The 14058-nt window shown below is 55.1% G+C and carries 11 protein-coding genes and 2 pseudogenes; 6 read left to right on the forward strand and 7 right to left on the reverse strand.

The annotated features are described in order from the left end of the window. The first annotated feature begins 4 nt into the window (after window positions 1–4). Window positions 5–1456, forward strand: coding sequence for an Asp-tRNA(Asn)/Glu-tRNA(Gln) amidotransferase subunit GatB (gene gatB, locus ENI00_RS11290; protein ID WP_304102176.1), 1452 nt, complete (start codon window positions 5–7; stop codon window positions 1454–1456). Here the strand turns inward: gatB and ENI00_RS11295 are convergent. Continuing rightward, the gene (locus ENI00_RS11295; RefSeq protein ID WP_304102179.1) at window positions 1446–2387 is read right to left on the reverse strand and encodes a LysR family transcriptional regulator; all 942 of its coding nucleotides are present in this window, start codon (window positions 2385–2387) and stop codon (window positions 1446–1448) included. The genes gatB and ENI00_RS11295 overlap by 11 nt on opposite strands. 154 nt (window positions 2388–2541) lie before the next feature. On the opposite strand from ENI00_RS11295, the gene ENI00_RS11300 reads away from it, so the two are divergent. From ENI00_RS11300 to ENI00_RS11320, 5 genes are all read left to right on the forward strand, one after another. Next, window positions 2542–3957: an acetyl-CoA carboxylase biotin carboxylase subunit gene (locus tag ENI00_RS11300; protein ID WP_304102182.1), complete on the forward strand. Its 1416-nt coding sequence runs from the start codon at window positions 2542–2544 to the stop codon at window positions 3955–3957. 19 nt (window positions 3958–3976) lie between these two features. After that, a complete protein-coding gene (gene oadA, locus ENI00_RS11305; RefSeq protein ID WP_304102184.1) occupies window positions 3977–5782 on the forward strand; it encodes a sodium-extruding oxaloacetate decarboxylase subunit alpha in 1806 nt (601 codons plus the stop codon). 472 nt (window positions 5783–6254) lie between these two features. Next, on the forward strand, window positions 6255–6416 hold the full coding sequence (locus ENI00_RS18770) for a hypothetical protein (RefSeq protein WP_422655574.1): 162 nt from the start codon (window positions 6255–6257) through the stop codon (window positions 6414–6416). Between the two features lie 356 nt (window positions 6417–6772). After that, window positions 6773–7282, forward strand: coding sequence for an IS5 family transposase (locus ENI00_RS11315; RefSeq protein WP_304102187.1), 510 nt, complete (start codon window positions 6773–6775; stop codon window positions 7280–7282). 712 nt (window positions 7283–7994) lie between these two features. Further along, window positions 7995–9449 (forward strand): ice-binding family protein, encoded by a 1455-nt coding sequence (locus ENI00_RS11320; RefSeq protein WP_304102190.1) that lies wholly within the window; start codon window positions 7995–7997, stop codon window positions 9447–9449. A 55-nt stretch (window positions 9450–9504) separates the two neighbouring features. Here the strand turns inward: ENI00_RS11320 and ENI00_RS11325 are convergent, their stop codons facing one another. The 6 genes and pseudogenes from ENI00_RS11325 to ENI00_RS11350 form a co-directional block, all read right to left on the reverse strand. After that, window positions 9505–10557 (reverse strand): GGDEF domain-containing protein, encoded by a 1053-nt coding sequence (locus ENI00_RS11325; RefSeq protein WP_304102193.1) that lies wholly within the window; start codon window positions 10555–10557, stop codon window positions 9505–9507. Window positions 10558–10861: 304 nt separating this feature from the next. Further along, a pseudogene (locus ENI00_RS11330) lies at window positions 10862–11333 on the reverse strand (putative zinc-binding metallopeptidase). A 13-nt stretch (window positions 11334–11346) separates the two neighbouring features. After that, window positions 11347–11598 (reverse strand): annotated as a pseudogene (locus ENI00_RS11335) (YgjV family protein); the annotation flags it as partial. Between the two features lie 152 nt (window positions 11599–11750). Beyond that, window positions 11751–12443 carry a glutathione binding-like protein gene (locus ENI00_RS11340; protein WP_304102197.1) on the reverse strand — a complete coding sequence of 231 codons (693 nt, stop codon included), beginning with the start codon at window positions 12441–12443 and terminating at the stop codon, window positions 11751–11753. After that, complete coding sequence (locus ENI00_RS11345; protein ID WP_304102198.1) at window positions 12440–13645, reverse strand: CaiB/BaiF CoA transferase family protein; 1206 nt, start codon at window positions 13643–13645, stop codon at window positions 12440–12442. Before ENI00_RS11345 ends, ENI00_RS11340 begins: the two co-directional genes overlap by 4 nt. A 25-nt stretch (window positions 13646–13670) precedes the next feature. Next, on the reverse strand, window positions 13671–13910 hold the full coding sequence (locus ENI00_RS11350) for a type II toxin-antitoxin system RelE/ParE family toxin (protein ID WP_349740418.1): 240 nt from the start codon (window positions 13908–13910) through the stop codon (window positions 13671–13673). Between the last annotated feature and the right edge of the window lie 148 nt (window positions 13911–14058).

The following is a 14058-nucleotide window of genomic DNA, read 5'->3' on the forward strand; positions in this document are numbered from 1 at the left end:
GTTTATGCAATGGGATATTGTGATCGGGCTGGAAATTCACGTTCAGCTTGCCACCAAAACCAAGATTTTTTCCGGCTCCAGCACCGCGTTCGGTGCCGAGCCCAACACCCAGGCCAGCGCCGTTGATCTGGCCATGCCTGGCACCCTGCCCGTTCCGAACGAACAGGCCTTCCGCTATGCCGTCATGTTTGGCCTGGCGGTAAACGCCGACATCGGCCGGCGCTCGGTGTTTGATCGTAAAAACTATTTTTACCCGGATTCGCCCAAAGGCTATCAAACCACGCAGCTGGATCACCCTATCGTGGGCCCGGGCTTTGTGGATATTGATCTGGCCGACGGCAGCCGCAAGCGCGTGCGCATTCACCACGCCCACCTGGAAGAAGACGCTGGCAAGTCTCTGCACGAAGATTTTGAAGGCATGACCGGCATCGACCTGAACCGCGCTGGCACGCCGCTGATTGAAATCGTTACCGAGCCGGATTTGAACAACGCCGAGGAAGCCGTTGCCTTTGCCAAAAAACTGCACAGCCTGGTGTCTTCTCTGGGCATCTGCGATGGCGACATGAGCCAAGGCTCCTTGCGCTTTGACGTGAACATTTCACTCAAGCCCAAAGGCTCGGATACGCTGGGCACCCGTACCGAAACCAAAAACCTGAACTCGTTCCGCTTTATGGAGCAGGCCATTGCCCACGAAGTAGACCGCCAAATGGACATTCTGGAAGACGGCGGCCGCATTGTTCAGGAAACCCGCCTGTACAATGGCGACAGAGACGAGTCCCGCTCCATGCGCAGCAAAGAGGAAGCCAACGATTACCGTTACTTCCCCTGCCCCGACCTTTTGCCAGTGGTTATTGACGACGCCTTCATACAGAGCGCTCGCGACCTGCTGCCCGAACTGCCAGAAGCCCGCAAAGAACGCTTCAAAGAGCAATACGGCCTGAACGAGTACGACGCTCGCCTGCTCAGCGACGACGCCGGCTTGGCAGCATTTTTTGAAGAAACCGCCAAACACGGCAAAGACGCCAAACTGGCTGCCAACTGGGTGCTGGGCGAATTTACGGCGCGCATGAACGCCGAAGACAAAACCGTCGCCCGTGCGCCCATTACAGGCGTACAGCTGGGACAACTGGTTGCGCGCATTGCCGACAACACCGTGTCGTCATCCGGGGCCAAGAAGGTTTTCGACGCCCTGTGGAGTGGCAAAAGCACTCATGCTGACGACGTGATCGAAGCCCAAGGCCTGAAGCAGGTATCGGACTCCGGAGCCCTGGAGCAAATGGTAGACGAGGTGCTGGCGGAGATGCCAGACCAGGTTGCGCAGTATCAGCAGGAAACCGATCCGAAGAAGCAGAAGAAGATGCTCGGTGGCTTTATGGGGCCTTTAATGAAGGCCTCAAAAGGACAAGGCAATCCAAAGCTCTTCACCGAAATCCTGCTTAAAAAGCTCAACGGCTGAGGAACATCTGCTCAAACTGACGGATATTCTGCTGGACGTAATCGATAAATGCCCGCATGGCCGGCGTAGGGTACCGTGCCTGCGGGTAAACAACACACCAACTGCGCCTTAGCGGGAAACCCTTTATTTCAAGAATATGCAAACTGCCCAGGGCAAGCTCTGACAACACGCCCAGTTTTGGCAAAACGGCGACTCCCAAACCTGCCAGCACGGCGTGTTTTACTGCATCGTTGGATCCCAACTCCATGGTTGGCTTGGTTCGCAAACGCTGCCCCTGACAGTGCAGCTCCAGCGCCAGCCGGCTGCCCGACCCACTCTCCCGCACCAACAGATTGCTATCCAGAAACGCCTGAGCCGTCACGCTGTGCTGGTTAAGCAGAGGGTGGCCACGGGGCACAATCGGCACCAGTTCATTATCCAGAAACGGCAGTGACGTCAACGGTCGCTCGGCCGGCACCATGCCCATAATGAACAGGTCATCCGTATTGTCATTTAACCGCTGCAATGCCGTTGCCCGGTTCACAACGGCCACCGAAACGCTCACCTGGGGGTTCAACTGCAAAAACGCACTCAGCATGTAAGGCACGACATACTGCGCGGTATTGACGGCCACCAGCCTTAGCTCACCCGCGACCTGCCCTTCCAGCGCCGCCAGCCTGTTTTGTACCCGTTCAAGCTCGAGAAACACCGACTCCACACAACTGGCCATTTCCTCGCCTGCGGCTGTGCCATAGAGCTTGCGCCCCACATACTCAAACATCGGCATACCCAGCGCCTGCTCCAGATGACGCACCTGGCTGCTAACCGCCGGCTGGGTGAGACCCAATAGTTCACCGGCCCTGCTGTAGCTTTTCAGATCATTCACCGCCTTGAAAACCTGAAGTTGTCGGAACGTCAAACGGCTGGCCAGGTTCTGGATGCTTAGGGGCATTTCACGTGCTTCCTGTGTTGAGCCATAAGCTATTACTTATAGATAAACAAAATAATATCAATTTTTCGTGAAAGGTCTATCCCGCTATTCTTTTTGTAACCCTAATTCGAGCTTTTATCACCTTCATTCGGGACGACGAAACGAGGAATCTCCCATGCTGAAGAAAGTGTTGATCGCCAACCGCGGCGAAATTGCCGTCCGCATCGTGCGGGCCTGTGCAGAAATGGGGATACGCTCGGTAGCCATCTACACCGAACCGGATCGCTATGGCTTGCACGTGAAACGCGCTGACGAATCCTATTCTCTGGGCGATGACCCCATAGCGGGCTATCTCGACCCCGCCCGCATCGTCAATCTGGCCGTGGAAACCGGCTGCGATGCCATCCACCCGGGCTACGGTTTTTTGTCAGAAAACGCCAACTTCGCCCGCTTGTGCGAGCAAAAAGGTGTGGTCTTTATAGGCCCTAAATCCAGCGTTATCCACGGCATGGGCGACAAAACCCAGGCCCGTGACAGCATGCGCGCCGCCGGCATTCCCATCACACCTGGCTCCGATGGCAACCTCGAAAACCTGGATGAGGCCCTTAAACTGGCCAACGACATTGGCTATCCGGTGATGGTAAAAGCCACATCCGGAGGCGGCGGCCGGGGCATACGCCGCTGCGATACACCGCAAGAACTGAAAACCCAGTATCCCCGGGTGATCTCAGAAGCCACCAAGGCCTTTGGCTCGGCTGAAGTGTTCATGGAAAAGTGCATCGTGAACCCCCGCCACATCGAAGTGCAGATACTGGCAGACAGCCAAGGCAATGTGATTCATCTGTTCGAACGCGACTGTTCCATACAGCGCCGCAACCAAAAGCTGATTGAAATCGCCCCGAGCCCGCAAATCACGCCGGAGCAACGCCAGTACATCGGCGACCTGGCGGTACGAGCGGCCAAAGCGGTGGGTTATGAAAATGCCGGTACCGTTGAGTTTCTGCTGTCGGGCAACGAAGTCCACTTTATGGAAATGAACACCCGGGTGCAGGTGGAACACACCATCACCGAGGCCATCACCGGCGTAGACATTGTGCGCGAGCAACTGCGCATAGCCTCTGGCCTGGCCCTGAGCTATCGCCAGGAAGACATCCAGTTCCGGGGCTTCGCGCTGGAGTTCCGCATTAACGCAGAGGATCCGAAGAACGACTTTCTACCCAGTTTTGGCCGCATCACACATTACTATGCTCCCGGCGGACCCGGGGTGCGGGTAGACACGGCCATCTACACCGGTTATGAAATCCCCCCTTATTACGATTCCATGTGTCTGAAGCTGGTGGTGTGGGCATTGACCTGGGATGAAGTAATCGCCCGTGGCAAGCGCGCGCTGGATGACATGCGCTTGCACGGCATCAAAACCACGGCAAACTATTATCAGCAAATTCTTGAGCATCCAGATTTTCGCAGCGGTAATTTCAACACCAGTTTCGTGCCCGATCATCCCGAACTGCTGAACTATTCAACCAAGCGCCACCCCAGTGAAATTGCGCTTGCCCTCGCCGCCACCATCGCCGCGCACGCAGGCTGGTAATTCGCAGGAGAAAGACATTATGAGTCAAGCAAAAAAAATCCAAGTGACGGATCTCACACTACGTGACGCGCACCAGTCGCTGATCGCAACCCGCATGCGCACAGAGGACATGCTGCCCATCTGCGAAAAGCTGGATCAGATTGGCTACTGGTCTCTGGAAGTTTGGGGCGGCGCCACCTTCGACGCCTGCGTGCGGTTTTTGAAAGAAGACCCGTGGGAACGTCTGCGCCAGCTGCGCGAAGCTCTGCCGAACAGTCGCCTGCAAATGTTGCTGCGAGGCCAGAACCTTCTGGGCTATCGCCATTACGCTGACGACGTTGTAGAAGCGTTTGTTCAGAAAGCGGCCGACAATGGCATAGACGTGTTCCGGGTGTTCGATGCACTCAACGATTTGCGCAACATTGAAACGGCCATGAAAGCGGTGAAAAAAGCCGGCAAACACGCCCAGGGCACCATCTGCTATACCACCAGTCCGGTGCACACTCCGGAGCTGTTTGTGAAACAGGCCAAGGACATGCAGGCCATGGGCGCAGATTCCATCGCCATCAAAGACATGGCAGGGCTGCTAACCCCCTATGGCACGTTTGATCTGGTGCAAGCGATCAAAGCGGAAGTTGATCTGCCGCTGGTTATTCACAGCCATTCCACCTCAGGCCTGGCGCCCCTGTGCCAGCTCAAGGCCGTTGAGGCAGGTGTCGACCGCATTGATACGGCCATTTCGTCGTTTTCGTCTGGCACCAGCCACCCGGCTACCGAATCCCAGGTTGCCGCCCTCAAAGGCACGGATTACGACACAGGGCTGGATCTGGAACAACTGAGCGAGGTTGCCGACTACTTCCGCGAAGTGCGCAAGAAGTACCAGCAGTTTGAAAGCGAGTTCACTCGTGAAGACGTCTCGGTGCAAATCAATCAAGTGCCCGGCGGCATGATGTCTAACCTCGCCAATCAACTTAAAGAGCAGAATGCGCTGGATCGCATTCGCGAAGTGTTCGATGAAATCCCACGGGTGCGCGAAGACCTGGGCTTTCCGCCACTGGTTACGCCCACCTCGCAAATTGTGGGTACTCAGGCGGTTTACAATGTACTGGCCGGCCAACGCTATAAAACCATCACCAACGAAGTGAAACGCTATCTTCAGGGTGGCTACGGACGCCCCCCCGCACCGGTGAACGCGGAAGTGCGCAACAAGGCAATCGGCAACGAATCCGTTGACGAAGGCCGCCCAGCCGACCATCTAAGCCCGGAAATGAACCGATTGCGCAAAGACATAGGCGAGCTGGCCCTCAACGAAGAAGACGTGTTGACCTACGCCATGTTCCCTGACTTGGGCCGGGAGTTTTTGCAGCAACGCAAAGACGGCACTCTGGTACCTGAGCCACTGCTGCCGCCAGAGGCAAAATCCCAAGAGCGCTTAGGCACCGGCCTGGCCACTGAATTTCGCATTGAAGTTCATGGCGAGAGCTATGAGGTGGCGGTAACCGGCGCCGGTGATTCCGGTGTTGGCAAACGCAAACTCTACCTGTCGCTGGACGGCATGCCGGAAGAAGTGGTGTTTGAGCCGCTTAACGAATACGTGGCCGCAGGCGGCAGCGCACGCAAGAAAGCCTCGATGCCCGGGCACGTCAGCACCGCAATGCCTGGCAATGTGGTCGAGGTTCTGGTGAGCGAAGGCGACAGCGTAAGTGCAGGCCAAGCCGTGTTGATTACCGAGGCCATGAAGATGGAAACCGAAGTACACACCGATATCGACGGCAAAGTAGACGCCATCTACGTGACTAAAGGCGACCGGGTAACCCCGGGGGAAGTGCTGATCAGTATCGTCTGATCATCGTAACTTCGGGGATTTAAACCATAGTCTCAGTACATCGACGATTACTCACCCCGGCACAAATAGCGTTTTCTATTGGTGCCGGGCTGTTTCGCTGTTACTTGGTGATCTGGATGTCGACAGAGGAGGTGAGCACCCGCAGGTCTTCGGGCATGGAGTGCGCCATCAGGCGGTATTAAATAGGCCTTTCTGAGCTTCTGACACAAAACCACGGTATTGGGACTGGCCATAATATTTTAACTAGAGATACGGTTCTGAAGGGTCATAAGGAATCGGGCCTGGCTACTCTGGTAGATTGCCGCACCGGCTTCTTGCAGGCGGCCTTGCTGCCCGAAGTGAGGGCGAGCCCGACGGCTGACGTTATGATTCGGCTATTGCGGCCTCTCCGAGGCGCCGTGAAGACCCTAACATTGGATAATGCTCTGAGTTTGCCGAGCACCGACGCATTGGTAAAGCAGTCGCTGCCAGCATGTATTTCTGTGATCCGTACCGATCCAGTCAGCGCGGCACCAACGAGAATACCAACGACCTGATCCGGCAATATTTCCCAAAAGGGACGGACTTCAGGAAGATCACAAAAGCCCAACTAAAGCAGGTGGTGCTGCACTTATTACTTGAATCCAGGATTTAACACCTTGACAAACAGTTTTATAAACGACTTTTAAATACTGTATGCCGCCCTTATCAATAGTAAATAAATTAAATGCTTTATCTCTTAACACAGTAATTTATTTTCTCAATTATTTTTCACCATATTTAAAATAAAATGTTACCCCGAAAATATCCGTCAACCACCTAAAAATAGTCAATCTAACTGCACTTATCCGGTAACACCGCAGTTGATGACCGATGCGGTAGATTTTTATATTTTGAATATCCATTTCGAGAGAAACTTTCATTTAAAATTATAAGTATTAAGGAACCTCTGAATAAGTCCCAAGAATCAGCGATAATACAATCATCGTCAACCGGACAGGATTCATCGCCATGAGTCAGATCACCTTCTCCGAAGCCGAATATCAGAATAAGAAACGCAAGACTCGTCGCGAGATCTTTCTGGAACGGATGGACAAACTGATTCCTTGGAAGCAGTTGGAGAAGAAAGTGACCCGCTATTACCCCAAGGGCCAGACTGGTCGACCCCCATACCCTCTGTCTGCGATGCTGCGCGTTCACTGCATGCAGCTGTTCTACAATCTTAGCGACCCGGCCATGGAAGACGCTCTCTACGAAATTGAATCCATGCGCCACTTTGCGGGCTTGAAGCTGGACCGCTTGCCGGACGAAACCACCATTCTCAAGTTCCGACATTTTCTGGAGCGTCATGGTTTGGGCAAAGCGTTGTTCAAAGAGGTGAACAAGCATTTGGAGAAAAGCGGCCTGATGCTGCGTAAAGGCAGCATTGTTGACGCCACCATTATTTCCGCACCGAGCTCTACCAAGAATGAGAGCGGCCAACGTGTGTTTGGTGATGCCGGCTACCTTGGAATTCAATAACGGGATGAGCATAAGGATCGCAAAAATGTTTCTTGGCTCATTGCCAAACGCCCTGGCACTCGCAAGACGATGGATGAACGTAAACTGAAAGCCGAAAAGCTCAAGGCCAGCGCCCGGGCCAAAGTGGAACATCCTTTCAGGTACATCAAACAAGTCTTTGGTCCTTAATTATATTATTATGAAAAATATAAGATAAAAAAACATCCGCCAGGGAAACACTTTTCAATTCCCGTATGCTTCTGCAAGACCTGAAGCATGCAGTAGCAAGGCGCCGCTCGCCGGCAATGGCCGTAACGACGCGGCTAATGCGTGCTTCAGGCCTTGCCCGGAGGACGAACCCAGCCTTCGCCCTGAGCCCGCTTGACAGACATCCAGCCTGCCTTCGCGAACTCGCCTTGAGGCTGAATTCGTCCCAAGGCCAGAAGCGCACGGGAATTGATCAGCGTTTCCCTCAGATTATAATTTAATATCAATATGTTTATTTTTGTATTTTACAGAGATATAAATAGCTAATTTAAAATATTAGGAATATAAATGCTCCTGACTCGATAAAACCAGCTTGTTGAAATGTAATCAATCGTACTCATAAACAATTCTGTCTGAATGACAGGAATTTGCGCAAGCGCATGAGCCCCCCGGAATGAGTATGTATTACTCAGCTCCCTATCCAGCCAGTTAATACATCGCTGGAACCAAGCAGTAGGAAAATATTATGAATACGATTCAAAAATACACAAAGTCGTTAATAACGATTTTTATTATGTTATTAGCGGCATCGCTCTCGGCTTGTTTTAATGACAGTAGCAGTGGTACCAGCTCACCGGCTCCGACCGGGGGCCTGCTAACCGTTACGGCTACCGGCCCGGCAGCCGATGCCGTCGGCGTAAGCACAAACAGCGCCGTGACGGCGACTTTCGGTGATGCGATAAACGCTGACACCCTCGATACCGCCAGCTTTACGGTAGCTGCGGCCAGCGAAATGCCGGTGACGGGCGCCGTTAGCCTGGACGCCGCAACCAATACTGGCATCTTCCAGCCCAGTGGCGGCAATTTCGGAGCCAGTACTACCTACATCGCTACCATCACGACAGCGGTCGCGTCTGAGAATGGCAAACGCCTGTCCAGTGACTATCAATGGAGCTTTACCACCGGCACGGGTGCCGATAGCAAAGCCCCTACCGTTACCTCGACCGATGCGGCCGATGGGGACATCGGTGTTGCCACCAACCGGAACATTTCTGCCAACTTCAGCGAAGCCATATATGTGCCCAGCGTGAACGGCTCGACCTTTGTAGTGACGGATGTGAACAGCAACGCCGTGACCGGCACGGTAGAGCTTGTTGGCACCACAGCCATATTCAATCCTGTGAATGACCTTGCCACCAACACCGAATACACCGCGACACTCACCACCGGCATCAGGGATCTTGCTGCAAATACCTTGGCGGCGAACGTCGTCTGGTCGTTCACGACCGGCGGCAGTGCAGCCCGGGGTCCGGCTCCGGTTACTCTTGGTACGGCAGGTGATTACGTAATTCTGGCGAAAACCGGCATTTCCACCACTGGCGTCACTAACATCACTGGAGACATCGCTGTCAGCCCGGCCGCAGAAACCGCTATCACCGGCTTCTCCCAGACACGTGACGCATCCAATACCTTCTCCACTTCGGGTATTGTGGACGGCAAAATCTTCGCGGCCAATATGGCTGTGCCAACACCGTCCATGCTCACCACCGCCATCAGTGATATGGAAACGGCCTATACCGACGCCGCCGGACGCACAAACCCGGACAGCACCGAACTCGGTGCCGGCAACATCAGTGGGCTGACACTCAGCCCGGGGCTCTACAAATGGAGCAGTGATCTGTTGATTGCGTCGGATGTGACGCTGGACGGTAGCGCAAACGATGTGTGGATATTCCAGATCGCAGGCAAACTAACCGTGAGCAACGGCGTTTCAGTTATCCTGAGTGGCGGCGCAGTGGCGAAGAACGTGTTCTGGCAGGTGGCGGGTAACACTACCTTCGGCACCACTAGCAACGTCAGTGGCGTTGTCCTCAGCAAAACCCTGATCGACATCCAGACCGAAGCCACTCTCAAAGGGCGGGCACTGGCCCAGACGGCAGTCACCCTGGACGCGAATATGATTACGCAACCGGCACCGTAAAACCGGCCGCAGGACAGCCGTTAACACAAAGGACCCCTTGGGGTCCTTTTCCGTTTCAGGCGCTGGTCATAGGTTCGGCCAGATTCGGTTTTTGCTGGTCAGGCTGAGTCTGAGCAAAACAGTAAACCTGATTTCGCCCGTTTTTCTTGGCCCGGTACATGGCCTGATCGGCGTGCATCAGGAGTTGGTCCGGCGTACCTCCATCCTGAGGGTAGCGCGCGATACCGATGCTGCCCGACACTTGAGGCGTCCCGTCGCCCAAATCAAAAGGTTTCGCCAGTTCACTGATAATGCCCTGGGCAAGCAACTCTATCTGCGCGATGTCAGCTATATCCAATAAAATGACGGTGAACTCGTCACCACTGAGCCGGGCAACTGTATCTTCATCACGCACACTGCCAAGCATTCGTTCAGCAGCCTGTTTTAATAGCTGGTCGCCAACTTCATGACCCAGTAAATCATTTACCTCCTTGAAGTTATCGAGATCAATGAACAGCAACGCGAAGGGCGCGCCGGTGCGTTCAGAATGCCGGGTTTGCTGATCGAGCCTGTCCCGGAACAGTCTTCTGTTGGGCAGGTCGGTGAGCAGGTCATAGTTGGCATGATGCCAGATCTCAGCCTCAGAGTTTCGCCGCTCGGTGACATCCCGGGCCACTCCGGCAATGGCTTCAACCGACCCGCTTGCGTCCATTACGGGTGAATAGACATATTCATACCAGCGTTTTTCTGATCCTGCCCCGACCGTGACTTCCCCTCTAAGGCTTTTTTTCGTTTCTATGACGGTTTCGAATTGGCTACGCAGGTCGTTATCGTGTTCGGGCCACAGGTCAGCCACTGCAATACCTGGGAGTCGATTCGCAGGCACGCCCAGCAGTGTGGCAGTAGCGATGTTTGCGAACACGATGCGACCGTTGACGTCAACGAGGTAGGTGGGATCGGGAGACCCTGACAACATGGAAACGAAGCTCCGTTCCTGCCTGTCCTTTTCTTTGGTGAAACTCTCAATCGAACCAAGAAGCGCCTGGTCAATGGCCCGGTCAAACAGCACCAGTTCATCCACACCTGACGGGGTTAACTCGTCTGCACCCTTGGTCCACAGCTCAACCACGCTGGTGCGCAGAGCAAAGAATTCGCTCGCGAGATCGATAATATCCAGGCCTAGCTTCCGGCGTTCCTGCCCATGCTCGCGAGCGGATTTATTGGCTTCTGCTGCCTGGCCGTTGCGCTGCCGCTCCGCCTAGGGCTGTTCGATTTCATGAGCGATTGAGGTCAACATTGCTTTGGCGTGATCGCGGCGCTCTGCTTTTGAAGCGGATTTATCAGGCAAGAGGTCTCTGGCGTTATCCTCCCAAGCCTGAAGAACGGCTTCGATATTGACCAATATCCACTCTGATAGGCGCATGCTTTCTTACTCAAAGGGACCGTGATGGCAGATCAGACAACCCCATGGAGCGGTTGATGTGGTTCATCCCCACGGTAAGGGAGGCAGCAATATGGATCAGGCGATAGGCGTCGGGCTCCGAGCATGGGTCCCAGCCCGGGCCTGGCATCTCTGATGACGACAACCCGGCTGCGACAAAGCTGTCCGTGATATCCGTCAGGTGCATTAAGTGGGCGGCGGTTTCGGCCCAGTCTTCATGGGGGTGCGGCGGGATAATCTGTGCGTTCATCGCCAAACATTGCCCGGAAGGCGTCCAGGAAATCCTGGCGCAGACTGAGCCGCCACCAGAGCATCTGCGAGATTTCGTGGCGCATGTGACCAATCATTGTGCGGTAGGGCTCATCCAGCGCCTCGCGCCGGGTTATGCTCAGGACCGGGTCCGGCGCCAGCGCAATGTAGCTCACCACGCCCCGCCACAAACCAAAATTAAGATGACAATACACTTCACGCCCGCGCCGCCAGCATCACCTGCCAATTGCCAAAGTAGCGACGCGCCAGAATGATACGACCGATCACCAGCGGGCTCAGAACGGCTGCTGTCCAGCTGCCAAACAGGGCGAATTGCAGCGCAAAGGCCACGTTCGCGGAAATCAGCAGCACCATCAGACGGTCATCCCGTTTGCTGGCAAAGCCGACAATGCAGAATCCCAGTTCGATCAGGCTGATGATCTGGCCCGCCATCTCGGCATGGCTCATTCCCTCAAGCATGACGAACGATCCGGGACAACAAAGAAGGATTGCCAGAGGCCCGGATCCTGAGCTTCCTCACCGAAGTGCAGGCTGCCCGAAGGTTAAAGAGGTCTCCGGCGAAGGATCGGTATGGACAACTCAAAGGGCCTGCCATTGCTGGGGCTGACAGCTCAGGGCTTTGAGCGACTCTTCTGGTTGAACAGAAGCTGTCGCTCCTGTTCGTCCGGGCCAGCGCTGCGGCGATACTCCTTGCCCAGATTCACACCCGCCTGAACGGCGGGTCTCACCTTGATCGCATTGCGCCAACGCTGAACGTTTGGGAATTCCGTAAGGTCCTGACCCAGCGGTTTGGCAATCAGCACCCAAGGCCACGACACTATGTCGGCGATGGTGTAACCGTCTCCCAGAATGTACTCCCGGTTAGACAACCGGTCTTCCAGCACACCCAGGCAGCGGTTGTACTCATTGGCGTAACGGTTTTGTGAATAGGGATGCTCGCCGGGCGCGTAATTGACGAAATGGCTCAGTTGCCCGGCCATGGGGCCAAGGTTGCCCACTTGCCAGAACAGCCATTCCAGCAGCTCCTTTTTGCCTCTGGCATCGTTGGGCATAAACCGACCGGTTTTCTCCGCCAGATGCATCAGAATAGCCCCGGATTCGAAAACCGGCAGCGGCTCTCCATCAACGTCGTGATCTACAATCGCCGGTATCCGGTTGTTGGGGCTGACCGCCAGAAACTCGGCTGAGAACTGATCACCCCGGCCGATGTTAACCGGGACCATGCGATAGTCGAGACCACACTCCTCCAGCATGATGGATACCTTCCATCCGTTGGGTGTTGGCCAGTAATAGAAATCAATCATGATTGCCCTTCCTCTGCCACGCCGGCCACACCTGACTGGACCAGCGTCTGTAAGTCGTCACTGGAATAGCCGCAGCCTGCCAGCAACGCCATCGTGTCCTGCCCGAGGGACGGTGCGCCGTGCCAGGGTTGGGTTGGCGTGGCTGAGAATCGGGCCGGGCCCCGGGTCTGGCGGATTATGCCCGCCTGGGGGTGGTCATACTCTACCAGTAAGTCATTGGCCTGAACCTGTGGATGCGCCAACACCTGAGTACGGGTCAGCACCGGGGCACAAGGCACCGACTCGTCTGCCAGACGCTCCAGCCAGTTTTCTGCAGAGTCTGTTTTGATCACGGACTGAATCAGATCAAGCCGGGCGTCGATGTTTTTCTGCCTCAGTTCCGCGGTCAGGAAGCGCGGATCCTCGGCCCATTCCGGTCGATTCAGTGCACCGATCAACGCCTGCCACTCACGGTCATTCTGCACCGCGATGGTGATATGGCCATTAGTGGTTTCGTAAATCAGATCCTGAAAGCTGGCCGCCTCCTGTTGTGGCAACTCACCCTTCACAAAGGTCTGGCTACCCATGTCCGAACTCCACAGAAACGCGATAATGGCGTCCAGCATGGACAGCCGCACATGCTGACCCTCGCCCGTGCGCTCGCGGGCAAACAGCGCCGCAGTGATAGCCTGGGCTGCGGTTACGCCAGTGAGTTTATCGGGCAGGATGGTTCTGACCAGTTGCGGGCGTCGTTCGTCAGCGCCGGCCTGCACCGTAGCCAGGCCAGACAGGCCCTGAATCAGCGGATCGTAAACCGGCCGCTGGGCATAGGGGCCGGTGTCACCGAACCCACTGATGGACACCATGATTAGGTTCGGTGCCACCTTGCGCAATTCGTCCTCACCCAGTCCCATTCTGTCGATTACACCGGGGCGGAAATTCTGGACAAACACATCGGCGGTGGCGACCAGCTTTAACAGCGCTTCACGCCCCGCCGGCTCTTTCAGATTGAGCGCTACCGATTTCTTGTTGCGATTGTTGTTAAGAAAGGACGCCGAGACATTGCCCTGACGGTTGGCGGCGGAACGGGTGAAATCGCCACCGGCCGGATTTTCGATCTTGATGACCTCGGCGCCCTGATCCGCCAGCATCATCGTGGCCAGGGGGCCAGACACCATAGCCGTCAGATCAATAATCCGGATGCCTTCAAGTGGACCAGTCATGTGGGTGCTCCTGTCATCAGCTCAGTCAAATGCGAGAAGTGATACCGAGAAAACCGTCCTGTTGCGCTGCCAGCGCGCACGGCTTGGAGTGAAGACGATTGCCGGGCGGCACTTTCAAGTCCTCCAACTGTACGGCCAGATTCACGTATTCAAGTTTTCTGGCAGCTGTTGGTGCGACACCCGCAGGACACTTCTTTGTCTTACCATTGGCGTACAGCTCTTGAGTTCGTTTGTCAGCGAAGGATTTAATCTTGCGCCACTTGATTGACTTGTATGGATACTAACTCTGCAGTTTGGGTAAAGTGAGGCCCAGGCTTTAGCAGCAACTAAAGCTTCCTACACAGCAGTTCGGTGAGCGACTGGTTCCTCTATTGAGAGACCGTTAACAAGTGAGAACGCTGCGTAGACTCCAA

This window comes from Marinobacter antarcticus, from assembly GCF_011049865.1.
In the GTDB taxonomy this organism is placed as follows: Bacteria; Pseudomonadota; Gammaproteobacteria; order Pseudomonadales; family Oleiphilaceae; genus Marinobacter; species Marinobacter antarcticus_A.

Bases quoted from the DNA above. Each gene is read 5' to 3' on its own strand.
- gatB (WP_304102176.1), top strand. From the start codon at position 5: ATGCAATGGGATATTGTGATCGGGCTGGAAATTCACGTTCAGCTTGCC.
- ENI00_RS11295 (WP_304102179.1), bottom strand. From the start codon at position 2,387: ATGCCCCTAAGCATCCAGAACCTGGCCAGCCGTTTGACGTTCCGACAA.
- ENI00_RS11300 (WP_304102182.1), top strand. From the start codon at position 2,542: ATGCTGAAGAAAGTGTTGATCGCCAACCGCGGCGAAATTGCCGTCCGC.
- oadA (WP_304102184.1), top strand. From the start codon at position 3,977: ATGAGTCAAGCAAAAAAAATCCAAGTGACGGATCTCACACTACGTGAC.
- ENI00_RS18770 (WP_422655574.1), top strand. From the start codon at position 6,255: ATGTATTTCTGTGATCCGTACCGATCCAGTCAGCGCGGCACCAACGAG.
- ENI00_RS11315 (WP_304102187.1), top strand. From the start codon at position 6,773: ATGAGTCAGATCACCTTCTCCGAAGCCGAATATCAGAATAAGAAACGC.
- ENI00_RS11320 (WP_304102190.1), top strand. From the start codon at position 7,995: ATGAATACGATTCAAAAATACACAAAGTCGTTAATAACGATTTTTATT.
- ENI00_RS11340 (WP_304102197.1), bottom strand. From the start codon at position 12,443: ATGATTGATTTCTATTACTGGCCAACACCCAACGGATGGAAGGTATCC.
- ENI00_RS11345 (WP_304102198.1), bottom strand. From the start codon at position 13,645: ATGACTGGTCCACTTGAAGGCATCCGGATTATTGATCTGACGGCTATG.